This window comes from Enterobacter cloacae complex sp. SHL001, from assembly GCF_049236825.1.
In the GTDB taxonomy this organism is placed as follows: domain Bacteria; phylum Pseudomonadota; class Gammaproteobacteria; order Enterobacterales; family Enterobacteriaceae; genus Enterobacter; species Enterobacter hormaechei_C.
This window is the reverse complement of sequence record NZ_JBMKIP010000004.1, coordinates 151,558-164,069: the sequence shown is the minus strand read 5'-3', so window position 1 is coordinate 164,069 and position 12,512 is coordinate 151,558. Positions and strand designations below refer to the sequence as shown.

10 protein-coding genes and 1 riboswitch are annotated in these 12,512 nt (G+C 58.6%); of the genes, 4 read left to right on the top strand and 6 right to left on the bottom strand.

The genetic code is table 11. The features are described from left to right. Positions 1 to 32 precede the first annotated feature (32 nt). Positions 33 to 1,535: an L-arabinose isomerase gene (gene araA, locus ACOTYH_RS12915; protein WP_032671439.1), complete on the bottom strand. Its 1,503-nt coding sequence runs from the start codon at positions 1,533 to 1,535 to the stop codon at positions 33 to 35. Positions 1,536 to 1,545: 10 nt separating this feature from the next. Beyond that, the gene (gene araB / locus ACOTYH_RS12910; protein ID WP_032670576.1) at positions 1,546 to 3,255 is read right to left on the bottom strand and encodes a ribulokinase; all 1,710 of its coding nucleotides are present in this window, start codon (positions 3,253 to 3,255) and stop codon (positions 1,546 to 1,548) included. Between the two features lie 337 nt (positions 3,256 to 3,592). Here araB and araC point away from each other — a divergent pair, with 337 nt between their 5' ends. Further along, entirely contained in the window at positions 3,593 to 4,438 is an 846-nt protein-coding gene (gene araC, locus ACOTYH_RS12905; RefSeq protein ID WP_003856402.1) for an arabinose operon transcriptional regulator AraC, read from the top strand. A 118-nt stretch (positions 4,439 to 4,556) separates the two neighbouring features. Continuing rightward, entirely contained in the window at positions 4,557 to 5,324 is a 768-nt protein-coding gene (locus tag ACOTYH_RS12900) for a DedA family protein (protein ID WP_058688976.1), read from the top strand. A 477-nt stretch (positions 5,325 to 5,801) separates the two neighbouring features. On the opposite strand, the gene thiQ is transcribed toward ACOTYH_RS12900, so the two are convergent. The 4 genes from thiQ to sgrR form a co-directional block, all read right to left on the bottom strand. Beyond that, a complete protein-coding gene (gene thiQ / locus ACOTYH_RS12895; protein WP_033488173.1) occupies positions 5,802 to 6,503 on the bottom strand; it encodes a thiamine ABC transporter ATP-binding protein ThiQ in 702 nt (233 codons plus the stop codon). Further along, a complete protein-coding gene (thiP, locus tag ACOTYH_RS12890) occupies positions 6,487 to 8,097 on the bottom strand; it encodes a thiamine/thiamine pyrophosphate ABC transporter permease ThiP (RefSeq protein ID WP_033488172.1) in 1,611 nt (536 codons plus the stop codon). The genes thiQ and thiP overlap by 17 nt, the downstream gene beginning before the upstream one ends. Next, entirely contained in the window at positions 8,073 to 9,056 is a 984-nt protein-coding gene (gene thiB / locus ACOTYH_RS12885; RefSeq protein WP_032647227.1) for a thiamine ABC transporter substrate binding subunit, read from the bottom strand. Before thiB ends, thiP begins: the two co-directional genes overlap by 25 nt. Positions 9,057 to 9,087: 31 nt before the next feature. Further along, a riboswitch (TPP riboswitch) is annotated at positions 9,088 to 9,188 on the bottom strand. A gap of 36 nt (positions 9,189 to 9,224) precedes the next feature. Next, positions 9,225 to 10,880: an HTH-type transcriptional regulator SgrR gene (sgrR, locus tag ACOTYH_RS12880; RefSeq protein ID WP_033488171.1), complete on the bottom strand. Its 1,656-nt coding sequence runs from the start codon at positions 10,878 to 10,880 to the stop codon at positions 9,225 to 9,227. An 88-nt stretch (positions 10,881 to 10,968) separates the two neighbouring features. On the opposite strand from sgrR, the gene sgrT reads away from it, so the two are divergent. Together sgrT and ACOTYH_RS12870 are read left to right on the top strand one after the other, a co-directional pair. Then, positions 10,969 to 11,121, top strand: a complete 153-nt coding sequence (gene sgrT / locus ACOTYH_RS12875; protein WP_003856388.1) for a glucose uptake inhibitor SgrT — start codon at positions 10,969 to 10,971, stop codon at positions 11,119 to 11,121. Between the two features lie 121 nt (positions 11,122 to 11,242). After that, on the top strand, positions 11,243 to 12,421 hold the full coding sequence (locus tag ACOTYH_RS12870) for a sugar efflux transporter (protein ID WP_058688977.1): 1,179 nt from the start codon (positions 11,243 to 11,245) through the stop codon (positions 12,419 to 12,421). Positions 12,422 to 12,512: the final 91 nt, after the last annotated feature.

Below are 12,512 nucleotides of genomic sequence, written 5' to 3'. Positions count from 1 at the left end.
CGGTAAACGAAGTGCCACCGGGCACTCCGTACTTAGCGTTTTGAACCGTAATAGACTTCGTTCCAGCGCAGCGCGTCTTTAAAGGCTGGCAGACGGGTGTCGTTATCAATTACGGTCAGTTCGATGTCGTGCAGCTCGGCAAACTGACGCATATCGTTCAGGTCCAGCGCGTGGCTGAATACGGTGTGGTGCGCGCCGCCGGCCAGGATCCAGGCTTCCGAGGCGGTTGGCAGGTCAGGCTGCGCTTTCCACAAAGCGTTGGCGACCGGCAGCTTCGGCAGAGAATGCGGGGTTTCAACCGCATCGACGCAGTTCACCAGCAGGCGGAAACGATCGCCGAGGTCAATCAGGCTGGCGTTAATGGCCGGGCCGGTACGGGTGTCGAAGATCAGACGGGCCGGATCCGCTTTGCCGCCAATGCCGAGGTACTGCACGTCGAGGATCGGTTTCTCTTCAACCGCGATGGATGGACACACTTCCAGCATGTGCGAGCCGAGCACCAGATCGTTGCCGTTCTCGAAGTGGTAGGTGTAGTCCTCCATAAAAGAGGTGCCGCCCTGTAGACCGGTCGACATCACCTTCATGATGCGAAGCAGAGCGGCAGTTTTCCAGTCGCCTTCGCCCGCAAAGCCGTAGCCCTGCTGCATCAGACGTTGTACCGCCAGACCCGGGAGCTGTTTCAGGCCGTGGAGATCTTCAAAGGTGGTGGTGAAGGCATGGAAGCCGCCCTGTTCCAGAAAACGCTTCATGCCCAGCTCAATACGTGCGGCATCCAGCACGTTCTGGCGCTTGTCACCGTTGACCTGTGCCGCAGGCGTCAGGCGATAGCTGCTTTCGTACTCGTCCACCAGCGCGTTAACGTCGCCATCGCTGATGTCATTCACCACCTGCACCAGGTCGCCCACCGCCCAGGTGTTGACGGAGAAGCCAAATTTAATCTGCGCGGCCACTTTATCACCGTCGGTGACCGCCACTTCGCGCATGTTGTCGCCGAAACGCACCACTTTCAGGTGGCGGGTATCCTGCTTAGATACCGCCTGACGCATCCAGGAGCCAATACGTTTTTGTGCCTGACCGTCCTGCCAGTGCCCGGTCACCACGGCATGCTGTTGACGCATGCGCGCGCCGATGAAGCCGAACTCGCGGCCGCCGTGCGCGGTCTGGTTCAGGTTCATGAAGTCCATGTCGATGCTGTCCCACGGCAGGGAGGCGTTGAACTGCGTGTGGAATTGCAGCAGCGGTTTGTTGAGGATAGCCAGGCCGTTGATCCACATTTTGGCTGGCGAGAAGGTGTGCAGCCACACCACCAGGCCAGCGCATTTGTCATCGTAATTGGCATCGCGGCAAATGTTGGTGATTTCGTCCGGGGTGGTACCCAGCGGCTTCAGCACCAGTTTGCACGGCAGTTTGGCTTCCGCGTTCAGCGCGTTCACAACGTGCTCCGCGTGTTTCGTCACCTGCTGCAACGCTTCCGGTCCGTACAAATGCTGGCTGCCAATCACAAACCACACTTCATAATTATTAAAAATGGTCATTATCGTGTCCTTAATGTGTCAGGGTTGCCGTAGTATCCGCGGTGCTTTTGGCCGGGGCGGCGACAGGGAGATAGTGAAGTTCGGCGCTTTTTGCCCATTGCTGGTAGCGCTGATAAAGCTGTTCAAAGCGTTGTGCCTGCTGAGTCTGCGGCTGGAGCGTACTTTCGACGGCGCTCGCCATATGCTGTTGCGCGGTCGGGATATCCGCATGTACGCCTGCGGCCACGGCAGCGAAAATCGCCGCGCCCAGCGCACAGCACTGATCGGAGGCCACAATTTGCAGCGGCCGGTTCAGCACGTCGCAGCAGGCCTGCATGATCACCGGGTTTTTACGGGCGATGCCGCCCAGCGCCATCACGTTGTTCACGTCAATGCCCTGCCCGGTGAAGCACTCCATAATGGCGCGCGCGCCGAATGCGGTGGCGGCGATCAGGCCGCCAAACAGCGCGGGCGCGTCGGTCGCGAGGTTGAGATCGGTAATCACCCCTTTCAGACGCTGGTTGGCAAACGGCGTACGACGCCCGTTGAACCAGTCCAGCACCACCGGCAGGTGGTCGAGAGACGGATTTTTTGCCCAGGCTTCGGTGAGCTGCGGCAGGAGCTGTTTTTTGCTGTCGGCAATCTGCGTTTTCAGTTCAGGACGCGCGGCAGCCAGCTGATCCAGCGGCCAGCCGAGCACACGGCCAAACCAGGCGTAGATATCGCCGAAGGCGGACTGACCCGCTTCGAGGCCGATAAAATCGGGTACCACGCTGCCGTCAACCTGACCGCAAATGCCTTTCACCGCGCGGTCGCCGACGCTGGCTTTATCTGCCGTCAGAATGTCACAGGTGGAGGTGCCGATAACTTTCACCAGCGTGTTGGGCTGCGCACCCGCGCCCACGGCACCCATATGGCAGTCGAACGCGCCGCCGGAAATGGTCACGTTTTGCGGCAGACCGAGGCGTTTCGCCCACTCTTCGCAGAGCGTGCCGACCGGAATATCGGCGGTGAAGGTGTCGGTAAACAGCGGGTATGTCAGGTTTTTGTTGATGATCGGATCGAGTTCATCGAAGAACGCTGCCGGAGGCAGCCCCCCCCAGCTTTCATGCCACAGCGATTTATGCCCGGCGCTGCAACGGCCGCGGCGGATATCCTGCGGGCGAGTGGTGCCGGAGAGCAGGGCGGGAACCCAGTCGCATAGCTCAATCCATGATGCCGCTGCCTGTGCGACCGACGCGTCCGCGCGGGTAACGTGCAGGATCTTGGCCCAGAACCACTCGCTGGAGTAAATCCCGCCGATGTAGCGGGAGTAGTCAGTTTTGCCCGGCTGATGGCATAAGCGGGTGATGGCTTCCGCCTCTTCCACGGCGGTATGGTCTTTCCACAGCACAAACATGGCGTTCGGGTTGTCGGCAAACTCCGGTCGCAGCGCCAGTACGCGGCCTTCGGCATCGACAGGAGCTGGCGTTGAGCCGGTGCTGTCAACGCCAATCCCCACGACATCGGCCCGCTGGGCGTCCGTCAACTCCGCCAGCACGGTTTTGATCGCCGCTTCCATTGATTCAATGTAATCACGCGGGTGGTGGCGGAACTGGTTGTTCGGCGCATCGCAGTAGCGCCCCTCTTGCCAGCGCGGATACCACTCAACGCTGGTTGCTATCTCCAGGCCAGTCGTACAGTCCACTGCCAGCGCGCGAACTGAGTCGCTGCCAAAATCGAGGCCAATTGCAATTGCCATGGTGTTGCTCCATCCAAAAAACAGGTATGGAAGAACATTAGAGACTGGGGACAAAAATCGTCAGGCAGGATCCGCTAATCTTATGGACTAAATTGCTGTAGCCACGCAAAGTGTGACGCCGTGCAAATATTCTATGTGGACATTTCTGCCGCACTTATAGACACTTTTGTTACTGCTTATCTGCCCGTACTGGCGGACAAATCAGGGGGAAAGGCTGAAACATGGCGGACGTAAAAGAGGCGTGATGCTTTTTGGATCTTTCCGCGGGCCATTTTTATACTGCTTTTATCGATATGGACAATTGGTTTCCTTCAGGACCCTTGGGAGAACTGAATCTATGGCCGAACCGCAAAACGATCCCTTACTGCCGGGCTACTCATTTAACGCCCATCTGGTGGCGGGGCTGACGCCAATTGAGGCCGAGGGATATCTCGATTTTTACGTCGATCGCCCTCTTGGCATGAAGGGATATATCCTCAACCTGACCGTACGCGGAGAAGGGGTCGTCAAAAACGGGGATCAGCAGTTTATCTGCCGCCCCGGTGATATGCTGCTGTTCCCGCCGGGGGAGATCCACCACTACGGGCGCCATCCGGATGCCAAAGAGTGGTATCACCAGTGGGTCTATTTCCGTCCGCGCGCCTACTGGCAGGAGTGGCTCTCGTGGCCGGCCATTTTCGCCCATACCGGTTTATATCGCCCGGATGAGGCGCATCTGGCGCAGTTCCGTGAGCTGTTCGCACAGATTATTGAGGCAGGGCAGGCGGGCGGGCGCTACGCCGAACTGCTGGCCATCAACCTGCTTGAACAGGTGCTGCTGCGCCGCATGGAGGCCATCAACGAGTCGCTTAATCCGCCGCTGGACAACCGCGTCCGCGACGCCTGCCAGTACATCAGCGACCACCTTGCCGACAGCCAGTTTGATATTGCCAGCGTCGCCCAGCATGTGTGTCTGTCGCCGTCACGGCTCTCTCATCTGTTCCGCCAGCAGCTTGGCGTGAGTGTACTCAGCTGGCGTGAGGATCAGCGCATCAGCCAGGCGAAACTGCTGCTCAGCACCACCCGAATGCCTATCGCCACCGTCGGGCGTAACGTCGGCTTTGAAGATCAGCTCTATTTCTCTCGCGTGTTTAAGAAGTGCACCGGTGCCAGCCCGAGCGAATTCCGTGCGGGATGTGAATAATCGGTAAACATTCAGGTGAACTTCAGGCGCATCTTGTAAACTATTCAGACAATTGATGCCTTGACGCGGTGCAGGGCGCTAAGCAGAATCGCTGATTCGTTTTCTGACCGGAATAGTTATGCAGGCATTGCTGGAACATCTTATTACCCAGTCCGTTATGTATTCGCTCATCGCCGTGGCGCTGGTGGCGTTTCTGGAGTCGCTGGCGCTGGTCGGGCTGATCCTGCCCGGCACCGTGATGATGGCGGGGCTTGGGGCGCTTATCGGCAGCGGCGAGGTCAATTTCTGGCAGGCGTGGATGGCCGGTATCATCGGTTGTTTGCTGGGGGACTGGATCTCCTTCTGGCTGGGCTGGCGCTTTAAGAAGCCGCTGCACCGCTGGTCGTTCATGAAAAAAAACAAAGCGCTGCTGGATAAAACCGAGCACGCGCTGCACCAGCACAGCATGTTCACCATCCTCGTGGGGCGCTTCGTTGGCCCAACGCGCCCGCTGGTGCCGATGGTGGCCGGGATGCTGGATCTGCCCGTCGCGAAGTTTGTGGTGCCGAACATCATCGGCTGCGTCTTCTGGCCGCCGTTCTACTTCCTGCCGGGGATCCTGGCGGGCGCGGCCATCGATATTCCTGACGGTATGCAAAGCGGCGAGTTCAAGTGGCTGCTGCTGGGAACGGCGGTCCTGCTGTGGCTGGCGGTCTGGCTCTGCTGGCGCCTGTGGCGCAGCGCGAAAGCCAGTGTTGATCGCCTGACGCGCTATCTTCCGCGCACGCGCCTGCTCTGGCTGGCCCCGCTGACGCTGGGAGTGGCTGTCGTGGCGCTGGTGGCGCTGATTCGCCACCCGCTGATGCCGGTGTACGGTGAGATCCTGTTGAAGGTGGTGAGCCGTTAAGGTGTTTTCCCTCTCCCTGTGGGCTAAGGGTTCCCCACAAAATAATGCCTGCACAGACGGCCACCTCTCCCTTGAGGGAGAGGGCTGGGGTGAGGGGGAACATACGGCTCTGGTGGTCATTCCGTTCACTTTATGTTCCTTGCTACTCTGTCACGACATGAGCGGTGAACGTGCCAGGGTGGCTCAGTCGCCACCACCCTGGCGACCCGGGCTTCCGGCGGAAAATCGCCGCTTCGCGGTACCTTCGGCTTATTCCTTCCGGCTTATCGGGGACGGGCGGAGGTAACATCCCTGTAAAGCCCGCCCTCTCGGCGCATCCCTGCGCCTCGCCCCGGCCTACAGGAAACGCCTCAGCGATTTACAGCCGTACCAGGGCATCGCTGAAAGCCCTCAGTTATTCTGAAGGCAACGTTATCGCTTTTGCTTTCAAATTACTGGGGATCCCTCTCCCTGTGGGAGAGGACCAGGGTGAGGGCATCAGACCTCACGAATACCTAAAAGTGAAGATGCCCCCGCCTTACCACTCAGAAGTTCTTCTGTTTCCCCATCCCACAAAATACGTCCCTCCGCGATCACCACCGATCGCGGCGCGATGCGTGCGGCATCTTCGATGCTATGCGAAACCATCAGCATCGTCAGTTGCTCGCGCTCGCAAACCTCCTCAACCAGCGAGAGCATCTCCTGACGCAGGGCCGGGTCGAGCGCCGAAAAGGGTTCGTCGAGCAGCAGCAGCGGCTGCTTGCGCACCAGACAGCGTGCCAGCGCCACGCGCTGGCGCTGGCCGCCGGAAAGCTCACCCGGTAGTCTGTTGATAAACGCAGCCAGGCCCATTTGTTCGGCGATCGCCTCCAGCGTCTGACGCTGCGCAACACTGAGTTTTAACCCCGGATCCATACCCAGCGCGATGTTCTGCCACACCGTAAGATGATTGAACAGATTATTTTCCTGGAACAGCATCGACACCGGGCGCGTAGCCGGCGGAGCGTAGGTATATTCGCCATTATCAATGACGATCGACCCGCTGGCAGGCTGCAAAAAACCGGCAATCAGATTGAGCAGAGTACTTTTTCCGGCCCCGCTAGGGCCAAGCACTGCGATTCGCTCTCCCTGACGAACGGAGAGGGTAAAACGCATTGGCAGGTGCTCATAAAGCCAGGTTACATCAGTCAGTTTTAACATCACGCCCCGGAAGTTTTTCGATAACGGTAAATAACGCAAAGCACAGCAGCAACAGGAGCAGCGCCGTGACGGCGCCGTCCTGGCTACGATAGGAGCCAATTTGCTGATAAAGCCAGAACGGCAGCGTGCGGAAATCCTCGTTGCCAAAGAGGGCCACAACGCCAAAATCGCCAATCGACAGCACGCAGGCAAACGCCAGCGCCTGAGCCAGCGGACGCTTTAGCGCGCGCAGTTCGACCACCTTCAGACGCTGCCAGCCCTGCATGCCCAGCGACTGACACAGCAAACTGTAGCGGCTGTTGACGTCGCGCATCGGGTTTTCCAGCACCTTGAGCGCGTAAGGGATAGCCATCAGCGCGTTGGTAAAAATGACGATGCCGTCGGCGCTTTCCGGCAGGCCGATGGTGCTGTTGAACAGTAAAAAGAATCCGGTCGCCAGCACAATACCCGGCATCGCCAGGATCAGCATACCCGTCAGTTCCAGCGCGTGTCCGGCTTTACGGGCATGACGCGCGTACAGCTCGCGGCTGCTCCAGAGCAGCATCATGGTCAGGATCACGCACAGCAGCCCGGCTGCCAGCGCGATGCGCAATGAGATCCACGTCGCCTGCCACAGGACAGGCTGTTGCAGTACCGACAACACATTGCGATTCAGGCCATCAACGATAACGGCCAGCAGCGGGGGCAGCAGAAGCAGGAGGGCCAGCGCGATCAGCATAAAATCCGCGACGCGGCTGTGCAGGCTGTCCTGCGGATCGCGCCAGCCTGTCAAGTGATTGCTGCCTGTGGGGATCGCTTTACTCAGCCGCTGGCTGAGTAACACCAGCGCCAGGCAGCAGACCATCTGCACCATCGCCAGCAGCGCGGCGCGGCCCGGATCGTAGTCGTAACTTAAGGCCTGATAGATCGCCAGCTCAATGGTGGTGGCCTGCGGCCCGCCGCCGAGAGAAAGCACGGTCGCGAAGCTGGCGAAGCAGAGCATAAAGATTAGCGCGGCCACCGGGGCAATCTGGCGTCGCAGCCACGGCCATTCGACAAAGCGGAAGAACGACCAGCCGCGCATGCCAAGCTGGGCGGCAATCTGACGCTGCTCTCCGGGAATGTTTTCCAGCGCCTGTAAAAAGAGACGCGTCGCCATCGGCATATTGAAAAAAATATGCGCCAGCAGAATGCCTTTCAGGCCGTAAGGGGAGAAGGTCCATTCCAGACCAAGCAGGTTGAAGAGGGATGCCAGCCAGCCCTGCCGACCGTAGACGCTCAGAATACCGAACACCGCCACCAGCACGGGCAGGATCAGCGTCATCGCGCACAGCCGCAGCAGGGCAAGCCTGCCGGGGAAACGTCTGCGATAGAGGGCGCGTGCAAGGAAAATGGCCGGGATCGTCGACAGCAGCGCGGAGAGAAACGCCTGCCAGAAGGAGAAACGGATGACGTGCCAGAGATAGCTGTCGTGCCAGAGGGCGAGCAGATCGCTCTCTGGCGCGTTAAACCACAGCGCAAGGAATGCACCCAGACTGACGACCACCATCAGTATGGCGGCGAGCAGCCCGGGAACTAACCAGCCGGGGATCAGCGGCTGACGGCGCGTTGCCATTCACTAATCCATGCGGCGCGCTGGGCGGCAACCTGCTGCGGCGTAAATTCCAGTGAGGTTTGCGGCTTGTTTAGCTGCTCAAAGCCTGCCGGCAGCGCAACGTCAGTGACCGGGTACATCCAGTTTCCTGTCGGAATAGCATTCTGGAATGCCGGGGAGACCATAAATTTCAGGAATTTTTCGGCAAGCTCCGGCTGTTTGCTCGCGGCGGTGCGGGCGGCCACTTCCACCTGCAAATAATGCCCTTCAGCAAAGTTCGCGGCGGCGTAGTTATCCTTCTTCTCGGCGATAATGTGGTAGGCCGGAGAGGTAGTGTAGCTCAGCACCAGATCGCTTTCGCCTTTCAGGAACAGGCCGTAGGCTTCGCTCCAGCCTTTGGTGACGGTAACGGTTTTCGCGGCCAGCTTCTGCCACGCTTCCGGCGTTTTATCCCCGTAGACTTTCTGCATCCACAATAGCAGCCCCAGACCCGGCGTGCTGGTACGCGGATCTTCATAAATTACGCGCCATTTCTGGTCACTTTCGACCAGCTCTTTCAGGCTTTTGGGCGGATTCTTCAGCTTGTTTTTATCGTAGACAAACGCAAAGTAGCCGTAATCAAAGGGAACGAAGGTGTCGTTTTTCCAGCCGCCCGGTACGTTGACGGCATCTGACGCCACACCGCTTTTGGCGAACAGTCTGGTTTGGGTGGCGGCTTCCAGCAGGTTGTTATCCAGCCCGAGCACCACGTCGGCTTTGCTGTTTTTGCCTTCCATGCGCAGACGGTTGAGCAGCGAGACGCCATCTTCCAGCGCCACGAATTTCAGCTCGCAGTTGCAGTCGGCTTCAAAGGCTTTTTTTACCACCGGGCCGGGGCCCCAGTCGGCGGAGAAGGAGTCGTAGGTGTAGACCGTCAGAACGGGCTTAGCAAAAACAGGCAGCGCAAACAGCGCCAGCAGAGGAAGAACGTTTTTTAACACTTTGCACCTCAGGGTTGAGTGGCAAAGGATTTTGAGAGACAGCCTCAAATCCCTTCGCCGGCGTTATCCGGATCAGGTTCGACGGGTATTATCTCAGCGCACATCAGTGATGCAGCACCCCGTTGAGAACGGCGCTATTGTAATGATTTGGTGAATATTACGAAAGCGTTATGGCTCCGGCGGCGCAAACCAGGCGGATTTAAAATCAAACCAGCCGAGGGTATTCATCCGCAGGCCGCGCATGCTGCGCTGCCCCTGGATCAGCAGCCAGTGGTGAATCAGCGGTACGATCGTCTGCCCGGTCAGTAATTCCTGACACCAGGCGGCCAGATCCATTTCTCCCGCCCGCCACCGCGCGGCGTCCTGCTGCCAGTCCCGGTTGATACAGTGCTGAATCAGGGGCACCTCGTACAGGTGAGAAAAGAGCGAGAAATCAAGCGGCAGCGTAAAGTTTGCGCTGTTGAGCCAGATATCGCTGATGACGTCTCCGCGATGCCATTCATCATAATCGACTTCCTGAATCGCCAGCGTCACGCCTTCGGCTGCCAGCAGCGTGCTCATGATCCTCGCCAGAAAACGGTGCTCAATGTGATCGCGATAGTAGCTGAGGGTGATGATCTCCAGTCCGGCAGGCTTTTCACTGCGGACGGGCTGCGCATGGTGCCAGCGTGGGAGCAGGCCATAGGCCGGGAACCACCAGGTCTGGTATTGCTCCTCTGCGTGATAAATCAGGTTAGCGGGCGCCAGAATATGGCTTATCCACCTGCGGACGTCGTGGTTTGCCCCGCGATGGCTGCGGCCATCAAAGAGCAGGTAGTAGCAGCCCTCCTCCAGGCGGCTTTCGAACGCCTTTTCACCGGCTGTTGGCCCTTCCAGGGTCAGGCCTGCGCTCAGCTCTTCGTTGAGATCCGGTAACACCCAGACGTTCACTTCGTCGATCAACGCCCTATAGCCAAAGTAATCATCAAAGGCGCGGATCTTCAGTTGATTACTGTTGTTCCGTGAAACGGAGTAGGGGCCCGTACCAATCGGCTGGCTGGAAAAATTGTTCAGGGATCGCCACTCGGCAGGCAGGATCATTGATGGCACGTAGCCCAGAAGCCACGGAAGCCATTTGTCCGGCTGCGAAAGCTCAATATCCAGCGTCCAGGCCGTTGGGGAGTGGATCCGCGTGATATGCGAATAGAGCGGCAGCGTGCGGGCGCGCTCTAAAGAGGCGATAACGTCGCGCATCTCCAGCTCGCGTCCATGGTGGAAATGAATGCCGGGGCGTAGAAAGAAGCGCCAGTGCAGCGGAGACACCTGTTGCCAGTGATGGGCAATATCCGCTTCCAGTTCCCCGTTTTCCTCATTTATCCGCGTCAGGCCGCTGAAAATCTGCCGGGCCATGTGGGTTTCAGAGCGACGTAACGCCGTACCGGGCAACAGATTTTTCATTGGGCGGTAGTAAAGTACCCGCAGAATGTGGCGTCCCTGACGAAAGCTGCGTCCCAGATGCGAGACCAGCATCTGGCGCACGGCGGCTTTGTCGCCCACCAGCTGGACCAGCTGATCGATGCGGTCCTGCTCCAGCAGATCCTCCGCTCGCTGTTGCTGTAACGCCAGGCCGGTATAAAGGAAAGTCAGGCGCGAACGCTTGCCGCGTCCGGCTTCGGCCTCCCAGTTTAGCCAGCCCTGCTGCTGCATGGTATTAAGGAGCGTGCGCATATGACGCCGGGAGCAGTTGAGGAGCTCGGCCAGCTCGTTCAGCGTGGTCTCCTGCGATTGCCCCTCGCAGCACTGCCAGAGGCGGATAAATTGTTGTTGCAGACGACCGGAAGGCATAAAAGGGGAACTCCTGACAAAAAATCAGCAATTTATTAATCCCTATATTAAGCCAATAATCCTTTTCGATGAAGCGAGGAGGTAAATTATGAAGAGGTCTACCGCACGTCAGTTTTATCAGCACTATTTTTCAGCGACAAAGGGAGTGTCCTGGCTGGCCCGCCAGTGCGCAGAGCAGCGGCTGAGAATACTGGAAGATCTGATGCAGTGGGACGTTACGAAACCGACCTCTTCTCGCTAACTCGCCTCGATCATGTGTGACTGAGTATTGGTGCTAATCACCTGCCAGCAAAATGTTTTTTGCTGGCTTTTTTCGTTTACTATTTCACCCAATTTCGATTCGCTTTCATAAGGACTTGCGCATGCTCTGGTTGATGACGATGGGGCGACGCCTGAATGGCGTGTACGCCGCTTTTATGCTGGTGGCCTTCATGATGGGCGTGGCCGGCGCGCTACAGGCGCCGACGTTGAGCCTGTTTCTCAGCCGCGAGGTGGGGGCGCAGCCGTTTTGGGTGGGTCTGTTCTACACCGTCAACGCCATTGCCGGGATCCTCGTCAGCCTGTGGCTGGCGAAACGATCCGACAGCCAGGGCGATCGCCGTAAGCTGATCCTCTTTTGTTGCGCCATGGCCGTGGGCAACGCGCTGCTGTTTGCCTTCAACCGCCATTACCTGACGCTCATTACCTGCGGCGTGCTGCTGGCCTCTCTGGCGAACACCGCGATGCCGCAACTGTTCGCCCTGGCCCGGGAGTACGCCGACAGCTCGGCGAGGGAAGTGGTGATGTTCAGCTCGGTGATGCGTGCGCAGCTCTCTCTCGCGTGGGTCATCGGTCCGCCGCTGGCGTTTATGCTGGCGCTGAACTACGGCTTCACCACCATGTTTTCCATCGCGGCGGGGATTTTTGTCATCAGCCTGGCGCTGATAGCCTTTGCGCTGCCATCGGTGGCGCGCGTAGAGCAGGTGACGGACAAGCCCATCACGCAGGCGAGCGGCTGGCAGGATAAAAACGTCCGCATGTTGTTTATCGCCTCCACGCTGATGTGGACATGCAACACCATGTACATTATTGATATGCCGCTGTGGATCAGCAGCGATCTGGGACTGCCCGACAAGCTGGCGGGTATTCTGATGGGCACCGCTGCCGGGCTGGAGATCCCGGCGATGATTCTGGCGGGTTACTACGTCAAACGTTTCGGAAAGCGTCGGATGATGGTCGTCGCCGTGGCGGCCGGGGTACTGTTCTACGCGGGGCTGATCCTGTTCCATTCGCGTGAAGCCTTGCTGGCTTTACAGCTGTTTAACGCGGTGTTTATCGGAATCGTTGCCGGGATAGGCATGCTCTGGTTCCAGGATTTAATGCCGGGGCGCGCAGGCTCCGCGACCACGCTGTTTACCAACAGTATCTCTACCGGCGTGATTCTGGCAGGGGTGATTCAGGGGGCGCTGTCGCAAAGCTATGGGCATGCATCCGTGTACTGGGTGATCGCAGCGATTTCGCTCGTCACGCTGATGCTGACGTGCCGGGTAAAAGACGTTTGATTCTGGAAGGCGGCTTCACGAAATGAAACGATTTTCTGACAGGCGCAGAGAAGGCGCATAGAGTGCGTGACGGGTGCTTGAGGCTGTTTGC

Coding starts and splice junctions, on each gene's coding strand:
- sgrT (WP_003856388.1), top strand. CDS start 10,969: ATGAAGAGGTCTACCGCACGTCAGTTTTATCAGCACTATTTTTCAGCG.
- thiP (WP_033488172.1), bottom strand. CDS start 8,097: ATGGCAACGCGCCGTCAGCCGCTGATCCCCGGCTGGTTAGTTCCCGGG.
- araA (WP_032671439.1), bottom strand. CDS start 1,535: ATGACCATTTTTAATAATTATGAAGTGTGGTTTGTGATTGGCAGCCAG.
- araC (WP_003856402.1), top strand. CDS start 3,593: ATGGCCGAACCGCAAAACGATCCCTTACTGCCGGGCTACTCATTTAAC.
- ACOTYH_RS12900 (WP_058688976.1), top strand. CDS start 4,557: ATGCAGGCATTGCTGGAACATCTTATTACCCAGTCCGTTATGTATTCG.
- thiQ (WP_033488173.1), bottom strand. CDS start 6,503: ATGTTAAAACTGACTGATGTAACCTGGCTTTATGAGCACCTGCCAATG.
- sgrR (WP_033488171.1), bottom strand. CDS start 10,880: ATGCCTTCCGGTCGTCTGCAACAACAATTTATCCGCCTCTGGCAGTGC.
- araB (WP_032670576.1), bottom strand. CDS start 3,255: ATGGCAATTGCAATTGGCCTCGATTTTGGCAGCGACTCAGTTCGCGCG.
- ACOTYH_RS12870 (WP_058688977.1), top strand. CDS start 11,243: ATGCTCTGGTTGATGACGATGGGGCGACGCCTGAATGGCGTGTACGCC.